The organism is Actinomadura sp. WMMA1423 (genome assembly GCF_006547145.1).
Lineage (GTDB): Bacteria > Actinomycetota > Actinomycetes > Streptosporangiales > Streptosporangiaceae > Spirillospora.
In genome coordinates, this window is record NZ_CP041244.1 from 3,813,639 (window position 1) to 3,838,039 (window position 24,401).

The 24,401-nt window shown below is 68.7% G+C and carries 16 protein-coding genes, 3 rRNA genes and 1 riboswitch; of the genes, 6 read left to right on the forward strand and 13 right to left on the reverse strand.

Translation table 11 applies throughout. The features are described 5' to 3' along the window. Nucleotides 1-11: 11 nt before the first annotated feature. A complete protein-coding gene (locus tag FKD65_RS17620) occupies nucleotides 12-653 on the reverse strand; it encodes an HAD family hydrolase (RefSeq protein WP_240810206.1) in 642 nt (213 codons plus the stop codon). Nucleotides 654-869: 216 nt separating this feature from the next. Between FKD65_RS17620 and FKD65_RS17625 the strand changes: the two genes are divergently transcribed. Further along, the gene (locus FKD65_RS17625; protein WP_141578523.1) at nucleotides 870-1,232 is read left to right on the forward strand and encodes a hypothetical protein; all 363 of its coding nucleotides are present in this window, start codon (nucleotides 870-872) and stop codon (nucleotides 1,230-1,232) included. Between the two features lie 34 nt (nucleotides 1,233-1,266). Here FKD65_RS17625 and FKD65_RS17630 read toward each other — a convergent pair whose 3' ends face one another. Further along, a complete protein-coding gene (locus tag FKD65_RS17630; protein ID WP_240810207.1) occupies nucleotides 1,267-1,779 on the reverse strand; it encodes a GNAT family N-acetyltransferase in 513 nt (170 codons plus the stop codon). A 169-nt stretch (nucleotides 1,780-1,948) separates the two neighbouring features. Here FKD65_RS17630 and FKD65_RS17635 point away from each other — a divergent pair, with 169 nt between their 5' ends. The 4 genes from FKD65_RS17635 to FKD65_RS17650 all read left to right on the forward strand — a co-directional run bounded on the left by FKD65_RS17635 (nucleotide 1,949) and on the right by FKD65_RS17650 (nucleotide 7,914). After that, nucleotides 1,949-2,566 (forward strand): TetR/AcrR family transcriptional regulator, encoded by a 618-nt coding sequence (locus FKD65_RS17635; protein WP_168221081.1) that lies wholly within the window; start codon nucleotides 1,949-1,951, stop codon nucleotides 2,564-2,566. Between the two features lie 93 nt (nucleotides 2,567-2,659). Beyond that, nucleotides 2,660-5,020: a helicase-associated domain-containing protein gene (locus tag FKD65_RS17640; RefSeq protein WP_141578524.1), complete on the forward strand. Its 2,361-nt coding sequence runs from the start codon at nucleotides 2,660-2,662 to the stop codon at nucleotides 5,018-5,020. 192 nt (nucleotides 5,021-5,212) lie between these two features. Further along, nucleotides 5,213-5,665, forward strand: coding sequence for a hypothetical protein (locus FKD65_RS17645; RefSeq protein ID WP_141578525.1), 453 nt, complete (start codon nucleotides 5,213-5,215; stop codon nucleotides 5,663-5,665). A 596-nt stretch (nucleotides 5,666-6,261) separates the two neighbouring features. Then, nucleotides 6,262-7,914, forward strand: a complete 1,653-nt coding sequence (locus tag FKD65_RS17650; protein ID WP_141578526.1) for a DNA repair helicase XPB — start codon at nucleotides 6,262-6,264, stop codon at nucleotides 7,912-7,914. Nucleotides 7,915-8,015: 101 nt separating this feature from the next. On the opposite strand, the gene rrf is transcribed toward FKD65_RS17650, so the two are convergent. From rrf to FKD65_RS17705, 11 genes are all read right to left on the reverse strand, one after another. Then, nucleotides 8,016-8,132, reverse strand: a 5S ribosomal RNA gene (gene rrf / locus FKD65_RS17655). A gap of 158 nt (nucleotides 8,133-8,290) precedes the next feature. Further along, nucleotides 8,291-11,403, reverse strand: a 23S ribosomal RNA gene (locus FKD65_RS17660). A gap of 441 nt (nucleotides 11,404-11,844) precedes the next feature. Continuing rightward, nucleotides 11,845-13,365 (reverse strand): 16S ribosomal RNA (locus FKD65_RS17665). The 16S, 23S and 5S rRNA genes sit together here, the layout of an rRNA operon. A gap of 702 nt (nucleotides 13,366-14,067) precedes the next feature. Then, entirely contained in the window at nucleotides 14,068-14,424 is a 357-nt protein-coding gene (locus FKD65_RS17670) for a hypothetical protein (protein ID WP_141578527.1), read from the reverse strand. Between the two features lie 60 nt (nucleotides 14,425-14,484). Next, nucleotides 14,485-15,075, reverse strand: coding sequence for a phospholipid scramblase-related protein (locus FKD65_RS17675; RefSeq protein WP_141578528.1), 591 nt, complete (start codon nucleotides 15,073-15,075; stop codon nucleotides 14,485-14,487). A 392-nt stretch (nucleotides 15,076-15,467) separates the two neighbouring features. Next, nucleotides 15,468-17,096, reverse strand: coding sequence for a chaperonin GroEL (groL, locus tag FKD65_RS17680; protein ID WP_141578529.1), 1,629 nt, complete (start codon nucleotides 17,094-17,096; stop codon nucleotides 15,468-15,470). 276 nt (nucleotides 17,097-17,372) lie between these two features. Further along, a complete protein-coding gene (locus FKD65_RS17685) occupies nucleotides 17,373-17,822 on the reverse strand; it encodes a hypothetical protein (RefSeq protein ID WP_141578530.1) in 450 nt (149 codons plus the stop codon). 529 nt (nucleotides 17,823-18,351) lie between these two features. After that, nucleotides 18,352-19,500 carry a hypothetical protein gene (locus FKD65_RS17690; RefSeq protein ID WP_141578531.1) on the reverse strand — a complete coding sequence of 383 codons (1,149 nt, stop codon included), beginning with the start codon at nucleotides 19,498-19,500 and terminating at the stop codon, nucleotides 18,352-18,354. A 297-nt stretch (nucleotides 19,501-19,797) separates the two neighbouring features. Continuing rightward, a complete protein-coding gene (locus FKD65_RS17695) occupies nucleotides 19,798-20,076 on the reverse strand; it encodes a MoaD/ThiS family protein (protein ID WP_141578532.1) in 279 nt (92 codons plus the stop codon). A gap of 15 nt (nucleotides 20,077-20,091) precedes the next feature. After that, complete coding sequence (gene thrC, locus FKD65_RS17700) at nucleotides 20,092-21,336, reverse strand: threonine synthase (protein ID WP_141578533.1); 1,245 nt, start codon at nucleotides 21,334-21,336, stop codon at nucleotides 20,092-20,094. A 16-nt stretch (nucleotides 21,337-21,352) separates the two neighbouring features. Continuing rightward, a riboswitch (SAM riboswitch) is annotated at nucleotides 21,353-21,493 on the reverse strand. A 327-nt stretch (nucleotides 21,494-21,820) separates the two neighbouring features. After that, entirely contained in the window at nucleotides 21,821-22,756 is a 936-nt protein-coding gene (locus tag FKD65_RS17705; protein WP_141578534.1) for a cation diffusion facilitator family transporter, read from the reverse strand. A gap of 119 nt (nucleotides 22,757-22,875) precedes the next feature. Between FKD65_RS17705 and FKD65_RS17710 the strand changes: the two genes are divergently transcribed. Next, nucleotides 22,876-24,369: a trehalose-6-phosphate synthase gene (locus FKD65_RS17710; RefSeq protein ID WP_141578535.1), complete on the forward strand. Its 1,494-nt coding sequence runs from the start codon at nucleotides 22,876-22,878 to the stop codon at nucleotides 24,367-24,369. Nucleotides 24,370-24,401 lie beyond the last annotated feature (32 nt).

The following is a 24,401-nucleotide window of genomic DNA, read 5'->3' on the forward strand; positions in this document are numbered from 1 at the left end:
CGGCCCGCCGCTCAGCCCGTCCGGAACCCGCCGAGCCATTCGGGGAATGCCAGCAGGTCCGGCAGGACGACGTCCGCTCCGTAGGCGGTCAGGGCCGCCGAGTCGAACGCGCCGGTCGCCACGGCCACCGCCACCGCCGACGCCGCCCGGGCGGCGTCCACGTCGCCGGTGTGGTCGCCGATGTAGGCCCCGGCGCCGTGCTCGCGCAGGACGGCGCCCTTGTCGGCGCCGAACAGCCCGCCCGCCACGGCGTCGGCCGCCAGCCCGAGGAACCGGACGGTCCGCTCGGTGTCGGCCTGGTTCTTGCCCGACACGACGATCACCCGGCCGCCCCTGGCCCGGACCGCCTCCAGCGCGGCGGACGCCCCCGGCATGAGGACGGTCGCCGGGACCGCGACCTCGGCGTACATCGCCCGGTACCGCGCCGCCATCACCGGCACCTCCGCCGGCGGGAACCAGTACGCGAGCTCCTCCTCCAGCGGCGGCCCGATGCGCCGCACCACCTGGTCGGTGTCGATCGGAACGCCCGTCTCCGCGGCGAGCGCGGCGTAGACGGCGGCGATCCCGGCGCGGGTGTCGGCGAGGGTCAGGTCGAGGTCGAAACCGACGGCGAGGCCCGCGCGGGAGGGCGCGGAAGGATCGAGATCGAGCACGTCCACAGGGTAAGGGGGCTGGACACACGTGAGGACCCGCGCTCTCCTGGTAGTGGCGATGCGACGGGATCCGAGTAGGAGAGCGCGGGACCGTGCTGCGGATATACCCGGGCCCTCGACCACAAACCACCTGACCAGGGAAAACGCAGCAAACGAACGCACCATCCGAGCTTCAAGGACGATCGGCGCCCCCGCCCCGGCGCAAGGAGGCCGCACATGGCAGAGACCCAGACCGAGCCGGGCGGCGACCACCGCGCCCCGCGCGCCCGCCGCGCCCTCCCCGCCGCCGCGGTCCGCCGCCGCGCCGTGGGCCTGCTCGCGGCGGCGGTCTCCGTCGTCACCACGCTGGTAGTGGCGATCCTGGCCGTGCACATCGTGTTCACGGCGTTCGAGGCCAACACCGCCAACGACCTCGTCCGCTGGTTCGGGGACCGGGCCACCGACCTGTGCTGGCAGTTCAAGGACGTCTTCCAGCCGAAGAACCCCAAGCTGGAGGTCGCCGTCAACTACGGCCTGGCCGCCGTCGTCTACCTGGTGATCGGCCGGATCGCCGTCGGCCTCGTCCGCCGCCTGGGCTGACCGCCCCGGGGCGACCGGGGGCGGGCTCGGGCCGCTAGTCGCGGCCGGGGAAGCGGACCGTGTCGAAGGGCCACGCCGTGGCGACCCACTCGCGGACGAACGACTCCAGCTCCTTCTCCAGGACGGAGTTCTCCTCGTCGGCGCGCACCCAGAAGACCACCACCGCGTCCGAGCCGGGCAGGTCCGAGGGGGCGACGTGGATGCGGCCGAGCTGCCGCTCCCCGTCCGGCGTGATCACGACGTAGCTGAACGAGCGCCGCAGCTGCCCCTGCTTCTGCAGCCAGGCGACGTCGATCAGGGCCTGCTCGAAGGTGAACTCGCGGTCGGGCCAGCCCCACTCGGGCCCGAACCGGCCGGCCAGCCGGTCCAGGCTGCCGATCACGGCGCCGTAGTCCTTCACCACGTCGTGCACGGTGATCGGGCGGATCTGGAAGTCGGGCCCGGCCACCAGGGTGGGCACCACGAAGTCATCGGGCAGGAAGGCCCCGGGCATCGAGGCCCTGGACGGGGAGGCCCCGGCGGCCGCCTTCCGCTGAGACTTGAACATCGCCGACCTTTCCGACGACGCCCCTTCCGGCGACGGGGCGCGGACGAAGGAACTCTAGTCCGACGCCGCCCCGGCGCGAGCGGCATCGAGGATTCGGGCGCGCCGCGCGCGACGCGGGGGACCGGCCGCTTGAACATGCCTTACTGTTCTTGCGGAGGAATTCATCACCATGACGACATCCACGCGCGAGCGCATCGTGTCCGAGTCGCTCCGGCTGTTCGCCGACCGGGGCTACGCGGCGACGTCGGTCGCGGAGATCGAGGCGGCGGCCGGCCTGTCCCCGGGCGCGGGCGGCCTCTACCGGCACTTCCGGTCCAAGGAGGAGGTGCTCGCCTCCGCCATCCGCGAGCACATCGAACGGACCCGCCGGCAGATCAGCGACGTCCTCACGCAGGCCACCGCCTACGAGGAGCGCCCCCTCGAGGTCCGGCTGCGCATGACGTGCCACGCGGGCCTGGCCAAGATGCGCGAGGAGCAGGACCTCATCCGGGTCCTGTTCCGCGACCTCGACCAGTTCCCGAACCTGGTCGCGGAGATGCGCGAGGGCATCGTCAACCCGCTCTACGACGGGATCGCCACCTGGCTGTCGGCCCAGCCCGAGTTCGAGGGCTCCGACGAGGACTGGCCCGCGGTCGCGGCGATCCTCGGCGGCGCCGTGGTGAACTACTGGCTGGCGAACGAGGCGATGTACGAGCCGCCCACCCGCATAGAGGAGAAGCGGTTCGTGGAGAGCTGGGCCCGTCTCGGGCTCGGGCTGGTGCACCTGGAGCGCTCGCCCGCCACCTGACACGGCACACCGGCGTTCCCCACCATGTGCGGGCCTCTAACCTGGAGGCCCGCGTGCCTGCGGCATGCACGCGACTTAAAGTTGGGGAACGGCATGGAAACGTATGCGGACTGGTTGCGCGCGCGAGGCGATGACGAACTCCACGCGCTGCTGTCCGCGCGTCCCGAACTCCTCGCCCCCGTCCCGGCCGACCTGACCGCGCTGGCCGCCCGCGCCGCCACGCCCGCCGCGGTCTCCCGCGCGCTCGACCGGCTGGACCGCTTCACCCTCGCCGTCCTGGAGGCCCTGCTCGTCCTGCCCTCGCCGGCCGGGCCGGACGCGCTCGCCGCCGCCCTCGACGCCACCCCCGAGCAGGTCTCCGACGCGCTCGGCACGCTCCGCCGCTTCGGCCTGGCCTGGGGGGACGACGCCGCCGCCACGGCGCCCGGCGTCCGCACGAGCCTGCCGCACCCCGCCGGGCTCGGGCCCCCCGCCACCGAGGTCTTCGCCGGCTACTCCGCCGAGCGGCTCACCGACCTGGTCACCGACCTGGACGGGGAGGCCCCGCGCGGCTTCGCCGACTCCGGGCGGCTCCTCTCCCGGCTCGCCGAGCTGCTGGCCGACCCCGCCGCACTCATCGACGACGCGGGCCCCGAGGCGCGGGCCGCCCTCGACCAGCTCGCCTGGGGGCCGCCGGTCGGGCGGGTCGCCGACGCGCGCCGCCCCGTCCGGACCGCCACCGCGGCCACCCCCATCGAGCGGCTCCTGGCGCGCGGCCTCCTCGCCGCCGAGGACGACCGCACGGTCACGCTCCCGCGCGAGGTCGCCCTGCACCTGCGCGGCGGGCGGCTGTTCCGGGACGTCCCGGCCGAGCCGCCCCCGCTCGCGCCGGCCGCGGAGCCGCGCCGCGAGGACGTGGTCGTGCGCGCCGCGGCGGGCGAGGCGGCGGGCGCCGTCCGGCTGATCGAGGAGCTGCTGGAGCGCTGGGGGCTGGAGCCGCCGCCCGTCCTGCGCAGCGGCGGCCTCGCCGTCCGCGACCTGCGCGCCGCCGCGACGCTCCTGGACGTCCCGGAGTGGAAGGCCGCCCTGCTCGTCGAGGTCGCGTACGCGGCGGGCCTGCTGACCCGCAGCGGCGACCTCGACGGCGAATGGCTGCCCACCCCCGCCTACGACCTGTGGCTGATGCGCGACACCGCCGGCCGCTGGACGGAGCTGGCCCGCGGCTGGCTGAAGTCCGACCGGGCCGCCGGGCTCGCCGGCGAGCGCGACGACCGCGACCGGCTGATCAACGCGCTCAGCGAGGCGATGGTGCGCAGCAGCGCGCCGTCCACCCGCCGCGCCGTGCTCGACGTCCTCGCCGGAGCGGGCCGCGGCGTCGTCGTCGGCGAGGACGCGCTCCGCGCCCGCCTGGCGTGGCTGCGTCCCCGGCACGGCGGCCCGGCCCGCGACCGCCTCGTCGGCTGGACGCTCCGCGAGGCCGCCGCCCTCGGCCTGACCGGTTTCGGGGAGCTGGCCCCGTTCGGCCGCGACCTGCTCGCGGGCGACGACCCCGAGCCCGCGCTCGAGAAGTACCTGCCGGAGCCCGTCGACGAGATCCTCGTCCAGGCCGACCTGACCGCCGTCGCCCCCGGCCCGCTGGTGACCGACCTCGCCCGGGAGCTGGCGCTCGCCGCCGACGTCGAGTCGACCGGCGGCGCCACGGTCTACCGCTTCACCCCCGAGTCGATCCGGCGGGCGCTGGACGCGGGGCGGACCGCCGCCGACGTCACCGACCTGCTCACCCGGCATTCGGCGACCCCGCTCCCGCAGCCGCTCGTCTACCTGATCGACGACGTCGCCCGCCGGCACGGGCACCTGCGCGTCGGCGCCCTGTCCTCCTACGTCCGCACCGACGCGCCCGCCACCCTCGACGAGATCCTCGCCGACCGGCGCGCCGCGCCGCTGCGCCTGCACCGGCTGGCCCCGACCGTCCTCGCGTCCGGGCTCCAGCGCGCCGACCTGCTGGACGGGCTGCGCGCCATGGGCCTCGCCCCGGTCGCCGAGGCGCCCGGCGGCGGCGTGATCGTGACCCGGCCGGACGCGCAGCGCGCCGACCCGCCGCCCACCGCCGAGATCGTCCGGCTCCGCCCCGACGACCGCACCGACGCCTCGATGATCTCCGCGGCCGTGCGGGCGCTGCGCGCGGGCGACGAGGCGTCCCTGCACGGCGCCGAGCACGCCCGGCAGGCCCCGTCCGGCGAGCCGCCCCGCTCGCCCGCGATGGCCACCGTCGAGCGGCTCCGCAGCGCCGTCGAGCGCGGTGGACGCGTCTGGATCGGCTACCTCGACCAGCAGGGGCAGGCGTCCAGCCGGATCGTGGAGCCCGTCCGCGTCGAGGGCGGCTTCCTCACCGGCTACGACGCGACCCGCGCCGCCGTGCACCGCTTCGCCCTGCACCGCATCACCGGCGTCTCCGAACTCGATGACGCCTCCTGAGGCCGCCCGGTCGACTCCGCTCCTACGACGCGGCTTCGCTGGGGCGTCCCGCGCGGGCCGCTCCGCCGGAATCGCCGATGTCCGGAACCGGACGCGCCGAACGGCGGGAACCGGCGAACGTCACATACGGTCCAATCAAGAACCCATCGGACGGGTAGCGTGTCCGGACGAGTGGTGTGAGGAGGCTCCCCGATGAGCGGGTACGGAGGGAGTCCGCCGTCGGGCTGGGAAGACCCGTACGGCGGCGGATCCCAGGGCTGGGACCAGGGCGGCGGCTACGGGCAGCCGTACGGGGAGGCCTACGGATACACCCAGCCCGGCTACGGCAACCCCGGCTACGGTTACGGGCCTCCGGGCGTCCCCCACCAGACCGCGAGCAACGGCTCCACGATCGCCGCGCTCATCTGCAACGCCGTAGCGGTCGTCATGTGCTGCAACATCGTCGCGATCCCCGGCGTGATCACCGCGGCGATCGCCCTCGGCCGTTTCCAGGCCGACCCGCACTCGGCCCGGAAGCTGACGATCTGGAGCTGGGCGCTCTTCGCCGCGTCCCTCCTCATCGGCATCGTCCTCGTGGTCGTCTGGATCGCGATCGGCGCCATGGCCGACCCGGACCCGGGCTACAGCTCCTCCGACGGAATCTGACCCCCGCCCCGCCGCCGACGACCACGCCCCGGAGGGACGGACCGGCACAGCGGCATCCCGGAGCACCGCCTGACGGGATCAGACCAGCGCCACGCCGACGACGACCACGCCCCGGAGGGACGGACCGGCGCAGCGGCATCCCGGAGCACCGCCTGACGGGATCAGACCAGCGCCACGCCGACGACGACCACGCCCCGGAGGGGCGGACCGGCGCAGCGGCATCCCGGAGCACCGCCTGACGGGATCAGACCAGCGCCACGCCGACGACGACCACGCCCCCGGGGGCGGACCGGCGCAGCGGCATCCCGGAGCACCGTCTGACGGGATCAGACCGGCGCCACGCCGAGGACGACTACGACCCCGGGGGCGATCGGCACCAGTGACGCCCGGAATGAGGCTCCTGCGGGGGGATCTGAGCGGCGTCGCCCGCTGACGCCTCGACCCGGCCGGGCAATAAAGGCGGCGGCCTGGGCGTTGAACCCTCCGGTCCCCGCCGGAACGCGCGAAGCGCCGCCGCCGCTCGGGTAGCGTGCGGCAGCGGTGCCCCGATCCGGGCGAGGGCATCGATCTTCCGAAACCCGACGGGGGCTTCTGCTTTGACCGACGGTCCGCTCATCGTCCAGTCCGACAAGACGCTGCTGCTCGAGGTCGACCACGAGCTGGCCGGCGCCTGCCGCAAGGAGATCGCCCCGTTCGCCGAGCTCGAACGGGCGCCCGAGCACGTCCACACCTACCGGGTGACGCCGCTGGCGCTGTGGAACGCGCGCGCCGCGGGCCACGACGCCGAGCAGGTCGTCGACACCCTGATCCGGTTCTCCCGGTACCCCGTCCCGCACGCCCTGCTCGTGGACGTCGCCGACACGATGGCCCGCTACGGGCGGCTCCGGCTGGAGAAGGACCCCGCGCACGGGCTCATCCTGTCGTCCTCGGACCGGGCGGTCCTGGAGGAGGTGCTGCGGGCCAAGAAGATCAAGGGGATGATCGGGGAACGGGTCGGTGCCGACGCCGTCGCCGTCCACCCGAGCGAGCGCGGCGCCCTCAAGCAGGCCCTGCTCAAGATCGGTTGGCCCGCCGAGGACCTCGCCGGCTACGTCGACGGCGAGGCCCACGCGATCTCCCTCGTCGAGGACGGCTGGGGCCTGCGCTCCTACCAGAGCGACGCCGTCTCGGCGTTCTGGCACGGCGGCTCCGGCGTCGTCGTCCTGCCGTGCGGCGCGGGCAAGACCATCGTGGGCGCCGCCGCCATGGCCCAAGCCCAGGCGACCACGCTGATCCTCGTCACCAACACCGTCTCCGCGCACCAGTGGAAGCAGGAGCTGCTGCGCCGCACGTCCCTCACCGAGGACGAGATCGGCGAGTACACCGGCACCAAGAAGGAGATCCGGCCGGTCACCATCGCCACCTACCAGATCATGACGACGCGCCGGAAGGGCGCCTACGCGCATCTGGAGCTCTTCGACGCCCGCGACTGGGGCCTTGTCGTCTACGACGAGGTCCACCTGCTGCCCGCGCCGATCTTCCGCATGACCGCCGACCTCCAGGCCCGCCGCCGCCTCGGCCTCACCGCCACCCTCGTCCGGGAGGACGGCCGCGAGGGGGACGTGTTCTCCCTCATCGGTCCCAAGCGCTACGACGCGCCGTGGAAGGACATGGAGGCGCAGGGCTGGATCGCGCCCGCCGACTGCGTCGAGGTGCGCGTGACCCTCACCGACTCCGAACGCCTCGCCTACGCGACCGCCGAGCCCGAGGAGCGGTACCGCTTCTGCGCCACGACCGACACCAAGACCAAGCTCATCCAGGCGCTCGTCGACCGGCACCGCGGCGAGCAGACGCTCGTCATCGGCCAGTACATCGACCAGCTGGACGAGCTGGGCTCGCTCCTGGACGCCCCGGTCATCAAGGGCGAGACGCGAGTCCGCGAGCGGGAGCGGCTCTTCGACGCCTTCCGCAGCGGCGAGATCGACGTGCTGGTCGTGTCCAAGGTGGCGAACTTCTCCATCGACCTGCCCGAGGCGTCCGTCGCCGTCCAGGTCTCGGGGGCCTTCGGGTCCCGTCAGGAGGAGGCCCAGCGCCTGGGACGCCTTCTGCGCCCCAAGGCGTCCGGTGCGGGGGCGCGGTTCTACGCCGTCGTGGCGCGCGACACTCTGGACCAGGACTACGCCGCCCACCGGCAGCGCTTCCTCGCCGAGCAGGGCTACGCGTACCGGATCGTCGACGCCGACACCGTCCTGGCCGGCGACGAGTTCTGATTCCCCGGTGCCGCACGGCACCACGAGAAGCGCCGACATTACGAAAAGCGCCGAAACGGAAAAAGGCCCCGCCGGTTACGGCGGGGCCTTTCCCAATATGTGTCCGGCGGCGTCCTACTCTCCCACACGGTCCCCCATGCAGTACCATCGGCGCTGAAGGGCTTAACTTCCGGGTTCGGGATGGGACCGGGTGTTTCCCCTTCGCCAAAACCACCGAACGCCTCAACGCACCACCCCGACGGGGCGGGCAAATCAACGTCCGAGCCTTCGACTCGGTATATCCAGTTATCAGTGACTGCGGTCACCCAGGTTGTTTTCTGGGAACCACACAGGGACGCGAACCATCTCTCGCAGCGACATGCTTTGAACGTTCAGTGTGTTCAAGCCACTCGGCCTATTAGTACCGGTCGACTCCACACGTTACCGCGCTTCCATCTCCGGCCTATCAACCCGGTCGTCTACCGGGAGCCTTACACCCACAAAGGGGTGGGAGAACTCATCTCGAGGAAGGCTTCCCGCTTAGATGCTTTCAGCGGTTATCCCGACCGAACGTAGCCAACCAGCCGTGCCCCTGGCGGGACAACTGGCACACCAGAGGTTCGTCCGTCCCGGTCCTCTCGTACTAGGGACAGACCCTCACAATTCTCCTACGCGCACAGCGGATAGGGACCGAACTGTCTCGCGACGTTCTAAACCCAGCTCGCGTGCCGCTTTAATGGGCGAACAGCCCAACCCTTGGGACCTACTCCAGCCCCAGGATGCGACGAGCCGACATCGAGGTGCCAAACCATCCCGTCGATATGGACTCTTGGGGAAGATCAGCCTGTTATCCCCGGGGTACCTTTTAGCCGTTGAGCGACACCACTTCCACACGTAGGTGCCGGATCACTAGGCCCTGCTTTCGCACCTGCTCGACACGTCCGTCTCACAGTCAAGCTCCCTTGTGCCCTTGCACTCGCCACCTGATTGCCAACCAGGCTGAGGGAACCTTTGGGCGCCTCCGTTACATTTTGGGAGGCAACCGCCCCAGTTAAACTACCCACCAGGCACTGTCCCCCACCCGGATACACGGGTGCGGGTTAGACGCTCAAAACGACCAGAGTGGTATTTCACCAATGACTCCACCCAAACTGGCGTCTGGGCTTCACAGTCTCCCACCTATCCTACACAAGACGCTCCAAGCGCCAATGCCAAGCTGTAGTGAAGGTCCCGGGGTCTTTCCGTCCTGCTGCGCGAAACGAGCATCTTTACTCGTACTGCAATTTCGCCGGGCCTGTGGTTGAGACAGCGGGGAAGTCGTTACGCCATTCGTGCAGGTCGGAACTTACCCGACAAGGAATTTCGCTACCTTAGGATGGTTATAGTTACCACCGCCGTTTACCGGCGCTTAGATTCTCAGCTTCGACCCCCGAAAGGATCTAACCGGTCCTCTTAACGTTCCGGCACCGGGCAGGCGTCAGTCCGTATACAGCGTCTTACGACTTCGCACGGACCTGTGTTTTTAGTAAACAGTCGCTTCCCCCTGGCCTCTGCGACCCCACCCAGCTCAGACAGAAAATGCCATCACCAGGCAAGGTCCCCCTTCTCCCAAAGTTACGGGGGCAATTTGCCGAGTTCCTTAACCACAGTTCACCCGATCGCCTTGGTATTCTCTACCTGACCACCTGAGTCGGTTTGGGGTACGGGCCGCCGGTACACTCGCTAGAGGCTTTTCTCGGCAGCATGGGATCACTCACTTCACCTAAAACGGCTCGGCATCAGCTCTCAGGATACGTGAGAGACGGATTTACCTATCTCTCTCCCTACAGCCTTACCCCGGGACAACCACCGCCCGGGCTGAGCTACCCTCCTGCGTCACCCCATCACTCACCTACTACCCCCTCGGGCCCCACGCTCCCCGTGAAACAGGCCCGAAGGCCCGAACCACGGTTCGGGTGGTTAGCATCAGAGGGTTCAGCGTTGGCGCATACCAGCGGGTACGGGAATATCAACCCGTTGTCCATCGACTACGCCTGTCGGCCTCGCCTTAGGTCCCGACTTACCCTGGGCGGATTAGCCTGCCCCAGGAACCCTTGGTCATCCGGCGCACACGTTTCTCACGTGTGATTCGCTACTCATGCCTGCATTCTCACTCCCGCAACCTCCACCCCACGATCACTCGAAGGCTTCACCGGTTACAGGACGCTCCCCTACCCATCAACACCTTGCAGTGTCAATGCCACGGCTTCGGCGGTGTGCTTGAGCCCCGCTACATTGTCGGCGCGGAATCACTTGACCAGTGAGCTATTACGCACTCTTTCAAGGGTGGCTGCTTCTAAGCCAACCTCCTGGTTGTCACAGCAACTCCACATCCTTTCCCACTTAGCACACGCTTAGGGGCCTTAGCCGATGATCTGGGCTGTTTCCCTCTCGACTACGAAGCTTATCCCCCGCAGTCTCACTGCCACGCTCTCACTTACCGGCATTCGGAGTTTGGCTGACGTCAGTAACCTGGTAGGGCCCATCAGCCATCCAGTAGCTCTACCTCCGGCAAGAAACACGCGACGCTGCACCTAAATGCATTTCGGGGAGAACCAGCTATCACGGAGTTTGATTGGCCTTTCACCCCTAACCACAGGTCATCCCCCAGGTTTTCAACCCTGGTGGGTTCGGGCCTCCACACCGTCTTACCGGCGCTTCACCCTGCCCATGGCTAGATCACTCCGCTTCGGGTCTACAGCATGCGACTAAAAACGCCCTATTCAGACTCGCTTTCGCTACGGCTACCCGCCACCGGTTAACCTCGCCACACACCATAACTCGCAGGCTCATTCTTCAAAAGGCACGCCATCACCAACAGAAACCCCGAAAGGTAACTGAGGAGGCTCTGACGGCTTGTAGGCACACGGTTTCAGGTACTATTTCACGACCCCTCACCGGGGCACTTTTCACCTTTCCCTCACGGTACTGGTCCGCTATCGGTCATCAGGAAGTATTCAGCCTTACCACGTGGTCGTGGCAGATTCACACGGGATTTCACGGGCCCCGTGCTACTCGGGAACACACCCAGAAGCCACTGAAATTTCGTCTACCGGACTCTCACCGTCTACGGTCGGCCATCCCAAACCATTCGACTATCCCAGCGGTTTATAACTCCTCGCCGTCTCGGCAGAGACGACCGGGTGATCCCACAACCCCGCACACGCAACGCCTGCCGGCTATCACACGCGCACGGTTTAGGCTCCTCCGCTTTCGCTCACCACTACTCACGGAATCACTATTGTTTTCTCTTCCTGCGGGTACTGAGATGTTTCACTTCCCCGCGTTCCCACCAACCTGCCTATACATTCAGCAGGCGGCGACACCCCATGACGAGTGCCAGGTTTCCCCATTCGGAAATCCCCGGATCAAAGTCTGGTTGCCGACTCCCCGAGGCATATCGCAGGCTCCCACGTCCTTCATCGGCTCCTGATGCCAAGGCATCCACCGTATGCCCTTAAAAACTTGAACACACAAAACGATCAAAACAAATCGCAGATAAACAACAAAAACAACCCGACAGGAAACCCCGAAAGACTCCCCACCAGGCGGCTCTCATCGTTCACCAGAGATGCTCGCGTCCACTGTGCAGTTCTCAAAAAACAACCGGGCCCACCAAAACCACACCACCATTACGGGTGATGCGGTCCTGGTCCCGCAGTCCGAGGTCACCCGGGCTCGCGCCCGTTCCCTCAGGACTCAACAGCGTGTCCAACCCACCACCCGCCTGAAACCGCCGTTCCCACTCCCCTGGGTTGCCCCGGGGCGGTACTTGCCGGCTCACACGAGCGGTGAGCTGAGTAACCAGTGCTCCACATCTATGAGCAGCCACCTGACAGACATTCGCTGCCAACGGTGGCCACCGACCAGATCCCTCACGGAGAGGCGACCTGGCCAGTTGGTGCTCCTTAGAAAGGAGGTGATCCAGCCGCACCTTCCGGTACGGCTACCTTGTTACGACTTCGTCCCAATCGCCGGCCCCACCTTCGACCGCTCCCCCCACACAAGGTGGTTGGGCCACGGGCTTCGGGTGTTGCCGACTTTCGTGACGTGACGGGCGGTGTGTACAAGGCCCGGGAACGTATTCACCGCAGCGTTGCTGATCTGCGATTACTAGCGACTCCGACTTCACGAAGTCGAGTTGCAGACTTCGATCCGAACTGAGACCGGCTTTAAGGGATTCGCTCCACCTCACGGTATCGCAGCCCTCTGTACCGGCCATTGTAGCATGTTTGCAGCCCAAGACATAAGGGGCATGATGACTTGACGTCATCCCCACCTTCCTCCGAGTTGACCCCGGCGGTCTCCCATGAGTCCCCACCCGAAGTGCTGGCAACATGGAACGAGGGTTGCGCTCGTTGCGGGACTTAACCCAACATCTCACGACACGAGCTGACGACAGCCATGCACCACCTGTCACCGGCCCAAAAAGGACCCACCATCTCTGATGGTTTTCCGGCGATGTCAAGCCTTGGTAAGGTTCTTCGCGTTGCGTCGAATTAAGCAACATGCTCCGCCGCTTGTGCGGGCCCCCGTCAATTCCTTTGAGTTTTAGCCTTGCGGCCGTACTCCCCAGGCGGGGCGCTTAATGCGTTAGCTGCGGCGCGGAATCCGTGGAAGGACCCCACACCTAGCGCCCAACGTTTACGGCGTGGACTACCAGGGTATCTAATCCTGTTCGCTCCCCACGCTTTCGCTCCTCAGCGTCAGTACAGGCCCAGAGAACCGCCTTCGCCACCGGTGTTCCTCCCGATATCTGCGCATTTCACCGCTACACCGGGAATTCCATTCTCCCCTACCTGCCTCTAGTCTGCCCGTATCCACCGCAGACCCACGGTTAAGCCGTGGGCTTTCACGACAGACGCGACAAACCGCCTACGAGCTCTTTACGCCCAATAATTCCGGACAACGCTTGCGCCCTACGTATTACCGCGGCTGCTGGCACGTAGTTAGCCGGCGCTTCTTCTGCAGGTACCGTCACGTTAGCTTCGTCCCTGCTGAAAGAGGTTTACAACCCGAAGGCCGTCATCCCTCACGCGGCGTCGCTGCGTCAGGCTTCCGCCCATTGCGCAATATTCCCCACTGCTGCCTCCCGTAGGAGTCTGGGCCGTGTCTCAGTCCCAGTGTGACCGGTCGCCCTCTCAGGCCGGTTACCCGTCGTCGCCTTGGTAGGCCATCACCCCACCAACAAGCTGATAGGCCGCGAGCCCATCCCCAACCGAAAAACTTTCCACCACCACGCCATGCGACCAGTGGTCATATCCGGTATTAGACCCAGTTTCCCGGGCTTATCCCAGAGTCAGGGGCAGGTTGCTCACGTGTTACTCACCCGTTCGCCGCTCGAGTACCCCCGAAGGGGCCTTTCCGCTCGACTTGCATGTGTTAAGCACGCCGCCAGCGTTCGTCCTGAGCCAGGATCAAACTCTCCATTAAGGTCCAAACGACAGACCAGGGGGCGAACCCCGACCCGCCAAACCTTGGAAACAATCCCGGCATCGCCATCCTCGAAAGGATGACATTGCCTCAAAGAAATCCCCACCACCCCACGAATGGAGCGGCACGGGGCGACCCGACCAGAAAACTGGCCGAGCCGATAAAGGCACTGGCTTTTAACACGCTGTTGAGTTCTCAAGAAACGGACACCCACCGCGCTGGACCCGCTTCCGCGTTTCCCGCTCCGGGGCGACTCGACTTACTTTATCGGATCCGTCCCGACTGTCAATTCGGGGCTTCTCCGATACGCCTTTCCAATCCCGCTTGCGCGGCACCTTCCGGGCGGTGGAGCTATTTCATCAGATCCGGTCCGATTGTCAAAATCGAGCTTTTTCCGACCCATCCCGACGATGCGGGCGCGACGAAGCCGCGTCAGCAGGTCGAGGATGGTTCCCCCGGGCCGGCCGCCGTTAGGCGTCCCGCACTCCCGTGGGGCGAAGTGAACAGTATGCCCAAGACGAGTGAACGTCAAACCGGCTCGCACGGGCCAATCGCCGCGGCTCTCCCGGGCGGTCGCGCCACACGCGCACCCGCACCCGTCTTACCTCGGGTTTTGTCCGGCTACACCCCGCTTGCCCCGCCGAGAATCCGCGACCAAGCGGCCGATGTCTCTGTTCGGCAACGCCGGCCGTTCGGCGTGGCTCAGGCTTTGGCCTGGTACCCGCCGACGAACAGGACCCCTTCGGCGATGACCCAGGTGAAGGCCGCGACGGCGAGCAGCACGTCCAGGCGGTAGGGCCTGCGGCGGACAGCGGGCACCGTCCACGCGGTCACGGCGAGGGCCGCCGCGATGACGGCCACGGGCGCCGAGACCCGTACGGCGTCGTCGAATCCGGCGGCGCAGCTCGGGTCGTGCCCCTCGTCCTCACCGCAGAAGGCGGCCTCACCCCACCCTCCGAGGGCCGAGAAGATCCAGAGGGCGGCCAGCGCGCAGTTCGCGATCGTCGGGATGGCCGGCGAGATCCACCAGCCGTTCGGACGCTCGGACATGGCCTGCACGAACGGAACGTACCTCGCCCCGCGCCCGCCGGGAACCCCCGCCGGCCGTCCGCCGCCGGGTCAGGTGATCTCCTTCGCCTCGTGCAGGTTCATGTCCATGACGATGGCCGTCATGACCGCCATCGTCCGCAGCGGCTCCCGGACGGGGTCGGCGATCTCCACCGCGTACTTGTCGGCCGTGGTCAGCAGGTGCGTGGCGAGGCCCGCCCACTTCTTGCGCACGTGCGCCACCCTGCCGCCGCCGGCGTCCTTCACCTCGAAGTTGTTGCGCGGCACGTCCACGTCGACCGAGCCGATGTGCGTCCCGCCGTCGTCGTAGATGACGTAGCGGCGGCCCACCCTCTCGGTGACGAACGAGCCGACGCGCTCCCCGTCCGCCCGGAGGACCTCGGTGTACTCGCGCCCGCTCTGCTTGTCCACGACGAACAGGGGGTCACCGTCGGGCGTCGTCAGCAGGACGGCACGGGCGTCGAGGTTCGACTTGCCGGGGAACAGGCCGCGCATGACCGCGGAGTCGCCCTTGTCGTCGGTCGGCGCCGCGATGGCGAGGACGGTCCCGTCGCCGTCCAGCACCTTGTACCGCGACTTGGCCAGCGGTCCCCTGCGAGGCTGTTCGACCCTGAGCACCGGGGAGCTGAACACTTCGCTCACGTGTTCTCCTGCCTCGTCGGCCGCTTCCGCGACCGCCCTCGATATTCACCTTGCCGGCGCGCCCGCACCCTCCGCGGCGCGCCTTCCAAGCGGTGATCCTGCCAAGTGCCGCACCCGCAGGGGAAGCACCTTTCCGGGCGCCTCCGGGTCCGGCGCCCCCGCCGGCCCGCGCTCCCGGCCGTTGACCTGCGTCGGCACGGACGAGGTGTCCGTCTGAGGAACATTCCTCTTTCGGTCCGGTATCCCGACCATCGCCGACGACGTCCCTGCCGGCTCTGTCCCTCCCATGGCGGCGGCCCGCCCGTTCTCGGCTTCGCGGGGACGTGAAAGGGGCGGCCCCCGAAGGAACCGCCCCTTTCATGCGCATCAGGATGCGCGACGTGCAGACCCGATCAGAAGTCCATGCCGCCGGCGTCGGGCATGCCGCCCGCCGGGGCCGGGTTCTTCTCGGGCTTCTCGGCGATGACGGCCTCGGTGGTCAGGAACAGCGCGGCGATCGACGAGGCGTTCTGCAGCGCGGACCGGGTCACCTTGGCCGGGTCGAGGATGCCCGACTCGAACATGTTGACGTACTCGCCGGTGGCGGCGTTCAGGCCCTCGCCCGGGGTCAGGTTGCGGACCCGCTCCACCACGACGCCGCCCTCGAGGCCGGCGTTGACGGCGATCTGCTTCAGCGGCTCCTCGAGAGCGCGCTTGACGATGTTCGCACCGGTGGCCTCGTCGCCCGACAGCTCCAGCTTGTCGAACGCCTTGGTGCCGGCCTGCAGCAGCGCCACGCCACCGCCGGGGACGATGCCCTCCTCGACCGCGGCCTTGGCGTTGCGGACGGCGTCCTCGATGCGGTGCTTGCGCTCCTTGAGCTCGACCTCCGTCGCGGCGCCGGCCTTGATGACCGCGACACCGCCCGCGAGCTTGGCCAGGCGCTCCTGGAGCTTCTCGCGGTCGTAGTCGGAGTCGGTGTTGTCGATCTCGGTACGGATTTGGTTGACCCGGCCCGCGATCTCGTTGGCGTCACCGGCGCCGTCCACGATGGTGGTCTCGTCCTTGGTGATGACGACCTTGCGGGCGCGGCCCAGCATCTCGGTCGTGGTGTTCTCGAGCTTGAGACCCACGTCCTCGCTGATGACCTGGCCGCCGGTCAGCGTGGCGATGTCGCCCAGCATGGCCTTGCGGCGGTCGCCGAAGCCCGGCGCCTTCACGGCGACGGACTTGAAGATGCCGCGGATCTTGTTGACGACCAGGGTGGCCAGGGCCTCGCCCTCGACGTCCTCCGCGATGATCAGCAGCGGCTTGCCGGACTGCATGACGCCCTCGAGGACGGGCAGCAGGTCCTTGTTCGCCGACGCCTTGCCCTGAACGATCAGGATGTACGGGTCCTCGAGGACCGCCTCCATCCGCTCGGGGTCGGTCACGAAGTAGTGCGAGATGTAGCCCTTGTCGAAGCGCATGCCCTCGGTCAGCTCGAGCTCCAGACCGAAGGTCTGGCTCTCCTCGACCGTGATGACGCCTTCCTTGCCGACCTTGTCCATCGCCTCGGCGATCATCTCGCCGATCTGCGGGTCGCCCGCGGAGATGGACGCCGTGGAGGCGATCTGCTCCTTGGTCTCCACGTCCTTGGCGAGCTTGGACAGCTCCTCGCTCACCCGCTCGACGGCGGCCTCGATGCCGCGCTTCAGCGACATCGGGTTGGCGCCGGCGGCCACGTTGCGCAGGCCCTCGCGGACCAGCGCCTGGGCCAGGACGGTGGCGGTGGTGGTGCCGTCACCCGCGACGTCGTCGGTCTTCTTGGCTACTTCCTTGACGAGCTCCGCGCCGATCTTCTCCCACGCGTCCTCGAGCTCGATCTCCTTGGCGATCGACACACCGTCGTTGGTGATCGTGGGAGCGCCCCACTTCTTCTCCAGCACGACGTTGCGGCCCTTGGGACCAAGGGTCACCTTCACGGCGTCGGCGAGCTGGTTCATGCCGCGCTCGAGACCGCGGCGGGCCTCCTCGTCGAACGCGATCATCTTTGCAGCCATAGGCTCCAGTCCTCCCGGAACAAGGTGGCTTAGACGGATCGAGCCGACGCCCGCGACGGACGGCCTCCCCGACGACTTCCATTCCGCCGCCGGCCTGAGGCCTCATCGCCCCGACCCATGACTGTGTGAAGTTGTCACTCTCCACAGCAGAGTGCCAATGTTTGTTTAGCACTCTACCCCGTCGAGTGCAAGCGCCACACATCCCCGCCCGAAGCTGTCACCGCCGCCTGCCCGGACCTGTCCTGACCAGCGGTGGGAAGCCTGGCGCGCGCTCCGTCACCCGAGCAGGACGGCGGCGGTCCCCACGATGGCCGACATGCCGGGGAACGCCAGGAAGCACGCCGTCCAGGCGATCGCACGTTCCTGCCCGAGCGTCGCACCGGCGGTCTCCAGCCTAAGGCGGACGTCCTCGAGGGGATGGAGATCTCGCGCGGGGAGTGCGAGGCCCACCAGCGGCGAGTAGAGCATGCCCGCAACGACGAACAGGGCGGCGAGGGCCCACTCCGGGGCGTCCGGCGCGAACAGGTTGTTGATCAGGAGCCCGGCGAGCGCGAACAGCAGCAGGCCCGAGAGATGTACTGCCGCCGTGAGAAGGAGGGCCCGCACGACGCTCGCTCGCGCCGCCCGCACCAGCCATGGGAAGTAGCGGCGCGGGAGCCACAGCTGTCCGACGGCCACCCCCCAGAACAGGACCCAGACGGCCGTCCAGACCACGAGTGCACTCATCTGGCCCTCCCCCGAATGCCAGTAAATCCTGGCACGACCGGGAGCCGCCCGCCAGGGCGCAGGGGCGCCGGCGGGCTTCCTGAGGTGGGGGCGATGGAGACCAAGGTCTCACTGCTCGGTGAGGTCGGCGGGGGAGTCCGGCCGGGCGCCGGCAATTTTCCGCCCTGTTCTCAATGCCGGTCCCGCGCGATGGCGCCCCTGTGATCGGGCGGCGGCAGTATGGGGTCCATTGCGCAGTCGAAAGCGCGTCAGTTCCGGTTCGGCAGGACCCTGTCGTTGCGTCCGGTGATGCCGATCCAGGTCGATACAGGGGCGTTTTCGCCGACGTTTGCGGCGGCCCGGTTGCCTGTGCTTGCCACGACCCGGCGGGCCGCTTTCAGGTGGAGTTTGGCATGGTGAGGATGTTTCTTCTCGTCCCAGGCAAAGGGCCGCCGCAAACGGGTCCGGACATGGGTGGCCGCTCCGGCTTCGATGCGAGACCGGGCCGGAGCGGCCGTGGTGCTTCGAGCTGTTCTTTCGGGAGCCGCGGTTACTTGCTGGACTCCTGCTCGGGGCCCGCCACCGCGTTGATCACGGTGTTGTGCTCCCCGCCGTGGATGTGGCTGTTGATGTCGTCGACCATCGTCGCGCTGTTCCCGGCGAGGACGAGCGAGTGGGGCGACTTGGTGAGGTTCGTGAACACCGCGTCGCCGGAGCCGTTCTCGGCCACGCCGACGTCACCGTTCTGACCGACCGCCGCCTGCTTGACCGCGTGGATGTCCACCGAACCGTGCTTCGGCCGGGGCTTCTCCGCGGCCGCGCGCTGCCCCATCTGCGGAGCGCTCATGGCGTCCTGCTGCTGCGGGGCGTTCTGCTGGGCCTCCTGCTGGGGCGCGGCCTGCTGGTAGTAGCCCCCCTGCGGGGCGGCCTGGTGGTGGTAGCCCCCCTGCGAGGCGGCCTGCTGGTAGCCCTGCTCAGGCGCGCCCTGCTGGGCGTCCTGCTGCTGGGCGTTCTGCTGGGCGTCCTGCTGCTGGGCGTTCTGCTGAGCATCCTGCTCAGGAGCGGCCAGCTCGTTGCCCTGCTCCGGCGCGGCCTGCTGCGCGTCCTGCTGAGGCGCGGCCGCCTCGCCCTGCTGCTGCTGGGCGTTCTGCTGGGCGTCCTGCTGCTGGGCGTTCTGCTGAGCATCCTGCTCAGGAGCGGCCAGCTCGTTGCCCTGCTCCGGCGCGGCCTGCTGCGCGTCCTGCTCCGGAGCGGCCTGCAGCGACTCCTGCTGCGGAGCCGCCTCCGCCTGCGGCGCGGCCTCCTGCTGCTGAGCGGTCTGCTGAGGAGCCGCCTGCTGCTTCGGAGCGGCCTGCTGCTCCTCGGCCTTGGCCAGGGAGACCTTGGTGGCCTCCGCCTGCTCGGCGCCCTCGACACCGGCGACGGCGGTGTTGTGCTTCCCGCCGTGCAGTTTCGTGGTGATGTCACCGGTCTTCACCGGCTTGTTCCCGATCACCGGCGCGGCATGCGGGGACTTGACGATGTCGGTGTACATCAGGTCGCCGGGACCCTTCTCACTGACGTAGGTGGGGCCGTTGTGGCCAACGTACGCCTTCTCCACGGCGTAGAAGTTGATGTCGGCCATGGCAGAGGGAGCCGCGAGGACCGCCGCCCCCATCGTTATCCCGGTAACGGCCATCGTGCGCAAAATGCGCTTCATGCCTTTCCTCACTCTCGTAAGCCGATCGGCGCCCCAGGGGGCGCCACTCCGGGATCAATCTTCCAGGAGGCGGCCAGGGAGAAACCCAAGTGCCGGAGAGGCGGTGATCAAGATCCAAAGCACGATACTGGCGCTCGCTAAAGGTTTGTCCATGTCCGTTTAGCCGGGCCGGACGAACAGTCTCCCAATTCGGTATTCACTGGGGCATCGGCATTGCGAAGAATCGGTAATTCACCAGACGTGCACGGAAAAGCCCCGGCACGGTGGGACGTGCCGGGGCCTTGGCGGTGGTCGGCGTCAGCCGCCGGCGACCGCGGGGATGATGGAGATCTGGGCGCCCTCGGGCGTCGGGGTGTCGAGGCCCTCCGCGAAGCGGACGTCCTCGTCTCCGACGTAGACGTTCACGAATCGGCGGATCTTGCCCGCGTCGTCCAGGATGCGGGCGGAGATGCCGGAATAGCTGGCCTCGAGGTCGGCGACGACCGCGCGCAGGGTCTCCCCCTCGGCCTTCACTTCGGACTCGCCGCCGGTGTAGGTCCGCAGGATCGTCGGGATACGGACGGACACGCTGCTCATGCTGCTCCTTTGTTCTCAGGCGAGGCCCGCGGCGCGGAACGCCTCCAGGGAGGGGGCGATGTTCGCCGACGGCGCGACGACCGGGGCGACGGCGTCCAGGGTCTTCAGGCCGTCCCCGGAGTTGATGATCACGGTCTCGGCTCCCGGGTCGAGGGCGCCGGTACCGACGAGCTTGCGGAGGCTCGCGACGGTGACGCCGCCCGCCGTCTCACCGAAGATGCCCTCGGTGCGGGCGAGGAGCCGGATGCCCTCGACGACCTGCTCGTCGGTGACGTCCTCGACGGCCCCGCCGGTGCGGCGGGCGACGTCCAGGACGTAGGGGCCGTCGGCCGGGTTGCCGATCGCGAGGGACTTGGCGATCGTGTCGGGCTTCACCGGGCGGATCACGTCGTGGCCCGCCTTGAACGCGGCGGCGACCGGGCCGCACCCGGCGGCCTGGGCGCCGAAGACGCGGTACGGCTTGTCCTCCACCAGGCCCAGCTTGATCAGTTCCTGGAACGCCTTGTCGATCTTGGTGAGCTGGGAGCCGGACGCGACCGGCACGACGATCTGGTCCGGCAGCCGCCACCCGAGCTGCTCGGCGATCTCGTAGCCGAGCGTCTTGGAGCCCTCGGCGTAGTAGGGGCGGACGTTGACGTTGACGAACGCCCAGTCGTCCTGCTCACCGGCGATCTCGGACGCGAGGCGGTTCACGTCGTCGTAGTTGCCGTCGACCGTCACGAACGTCCCGCCGTACACGGCCGTCGTGATGATCTTCTGCGATTCGAGGTTCGACGGGACGAACACCGCGCTGCGGATCCCGGCGCGGGCGGCCGCGGCGGCGACCGCGTTGGCGAGGTTCCCGGTGGACGGGCAGGCCAGCACCTTGAACCCGAGCTCGCGGGCGGCGGCGAGCGCGACGGCGACGACGCGGTCCTTGAACGAGTGGGTCGGGTTCCCGCTGTCGTCCTTCACCCACAGGCTCTGCAGGCCGAGGCTCTCCGCGAGGTTGTCGGCGCGGACGAGGCGGGTCAGGCCCGGCTCGGTGTTCGGGGTGTCGGCGACGCCCGCGGGGACGGGCAGCAGCCCGCGGTAGCGCCAGATGTTGCGCGGCCCGGACTCGATGGAGTCCCGGGTGACGCCGTCGAAGTCGTAGGCGATCTCGAGGGGGCCGAAACACTCCTCGCACGCGTAGAAGGGTCCGAGGTCGCGGGACGAGCCGCATTCGCGGCAGACGAGAGCGGTAGCCGGTCCGAGGTCTGTGGCAGGCGTGAGTGCCATGAGGGCGAGGCCTTTCTCCCCATCTTCCCTGCGCCACCTTGGTCGCAGGCCGGAGTTGGCACCATCTCCCGGCCGGCCTCGCAGGATCGCGACGCACCTCAGCCGGGTGGTTGCCGGGGCTTCACAGGGCCGGTCCCTCCACCCCTCTGGATGAGCGATATGAAGTTGTGCGGGGGCTGAGCTGGAAGACCGGCCCGTCGGCCACTGCGCTTCCTGCACCCCTCTGGATGAGCGATATGAAGTTGTGCGGGGGCTGAGCTGGAAGACCGGCCCGTCGGCCACTGCGCTTCCTGCACCCCTCTGGATGAGCGATATGAAGTTGTGCGGGGGCTGAGCTGGAAGACCGGCCCGTCGGCCACTGCGCTTCCTGCACCCCTCTGGATGAGCGTTATGAAGTTGTAGATCCACGAGCGCTTTGAACTCGTATGCGTGACTTTACATCAACTGACCGGATGCCAGACAGGCGGGTCCAGCCAGTGAGACGTTACCCGGCCGGGCTTTTGATCACGCGCTGGGTCGGGTCGAGGAACACGTGCTTGACGATCGGGACGCACTCCCGGAGCCGCCGGTCGATCTCCCCCGCGACGTCCTCGGCCTCGTCGGCGCTGATCTCGTCGGAGAAGTGGACCTTGGCCGCGACGAGGATCTGCTCGGGGCCGAAGTGCATGGTGAGCAGCTCGTCCACGCCGGTCACGCCGTGCGCGCCGCAGATCTCGGCGCGGATCCTGTGCTGCGCCTCCGGGTCCGCCGCCTGGCCGATGAGCAGTCCCACGCTCTCGCGTCCGATCCCGAAGGCGAGGAACACGAGGAGCACCCCGATGAGGACGGACGCGAGCCCGTCCCAGAACTCCGAGCCGGTGATCTGGCGCATCGCGAGCCCGCCGGCGGCGAGCGCGAGGCCGACCATCGCCGCGGTGTCCTCGAACAGCGCGGTCTTGAACGTCACGTCGGGCGACTTGCGGACGTGCTCGACGAGGTCGCGGTCGTTCTCGCGCGTCTCCTTCTTCGCCTGGTAGAAGGCGCGGATCCAGGACGCGCCCTCCAGCACCGCGCCGAGGGCGAGGACGGCGTAGGCGAGCCACACGGTCGTCCCGGTGCCGCCGTGGCCGGTCATGGTCAGGATGCCTTCGAAGATCGAGAACCCGGCGCCGGCCACGAAGATGCCGAACGCGGCGAGCAGCGACCACACGTACCGCTCGTTGCCGTAGCCGAAGGGGTGGCGCTTGTCGGGGGGCCGCTCGCTGCGCCGGAGCGAGGTGAAGAGAAAGCCCTGGTTGAGGGTGTCCGCCACCGAGTGCGCGCTCTCCGCGAGCATGGCGCTGGACCCGGCCAGCAGGCCGGCGACCAGCTTCGTGATCGCGAGGATGAGGTTCGCGGCACCGGCGACGAGCACGGTTTTCGTCGTCTCGGACTTGCTCATTGCCGCCGGATACCCCTTGGGCGGATGACTAATCGGGCTTAGGGCACAAGCGCGGGCCTTCGCGGCGACCTCGCGGGTCACTTTGATGCCCCTCGGTCCCAACTGAGACCCTTTCCCCTATGAGCCAAGTGCTGGTGGCCTCGAACCGGGGGCCGGTGTCGTTCTCGCTGTCGGACGACGGCGGGCTCACCATGCGGCGCGGAGGCGGCGGCCTCGTGTCGGGCCTCGCCGCCGTCACGGGCGCCCCGCGCGACCCCGGCCCGCCGCGTCCCGCCGGGACGGCGCCGGAGCCGTCCGCCGGGGACGCCGACGTGCTCTGGGTGTGCGCGAGCCTCGGCGAGGCCGACCGCACGGCCGCGCGCCGCTCGCCGGACGGGCGCCTCGACCTCGCCGGCTACGAGACCGGCGGGGCCGCGGTGCGGATGCTCGACATCCCGGCGGCGACCTTCGACCGCGCCTACAACGGCGTCGCCAACTCGACGCTGTGGTTCGTCCACCACCTGCTGTACGACACACCGCGCAGCCCGCACTTCGACGCCCGCGCCCGGCGCGACTGGCAGTCGTACGAGGCGTACAACGCGGCCTTCGCGGACGCCCTCGCGCGCGACGCCTCCCAGGGCGCGAAGGCGGCGATCCAGGACTACCACCTCTCGCTGGCCCCGCGGATGCTGCGCGACCGGCGCCCCGACCTGAAGATCGTTCACTTCTCCCACACGCCCTGGGCGCCCCCGGAGTACTTCAGGCTGCTCCCGGACGACATCGGCGCGCAGGTCCTCCTCGGCATCCTCGGCGCGGACCACGCCGGCTTCCTCACCGAGCGGTGGGCGTCGGCCTTCCTCGACTGCTGCGAACTGCTGCCGGGCGCACGCGTCGACCGCGTGGCCCGCACCGTCACCTGCTCGGGCCACACCACGCGCGTGGGCGTGCACGGCCTCGGCGTCGACGGGACGGCGCTGCGCCAACGCGCCGCCGAGCAGGACGTCGTCGAGCGGGCGCGCGCGCTGCGCGAACAGGTGGGCGACCGCCAGCTCATCGTGCGGATCGACCGGACGGAGCTGTCAAAGAACATCGTGCGCGGGCTCGCCGCCTACCGGGAGATGCTCGTCAACCATCCCGAGTGGCGCGGCCGCGTGGTGCACCTGGCGTTCGCCTACCCGTCGCGCTACGACCTGCCCGAGTACCGGGAGTACACCGCGTCCGTCCAGCGCATGGCCGAGCAGATCTCCGAGGAGTTCGGCACGGCCGGGTGGGATCCGCTGATCCTCCAGGTGAACGACGACTACCCGCGCTCCCTCGCCGCCTACGGCCTGGCCGACGTCCTGCTCGTCAACCCGATCCGCGACGGCATGAACCTGGTCGCGAAGGAGGGGCCCGTCCTGTCGCGGCAGGGCTGCGCGCTGGTGCTGTCGAGGGAGGCGGGCGCGGCCGCGGAGCTCTCCGAGGACGCGCTGGTGGTCAACCCCTACGACGTGTCGCAGACGGCCGAGACCCTGCACCAGGCCCTGCTCATGCCGCGCGCCCGGCGAGCCGAGCGCTGCGCCCGCCTGGCCGAGGCCGCGACCGCGCTCCCGCCCCAGCAGTGGTTCGCCGACCAGCTGGCCGCCCTCGACTGAGGGGCCGTGGGGGTCACCCCCCACCATGACCC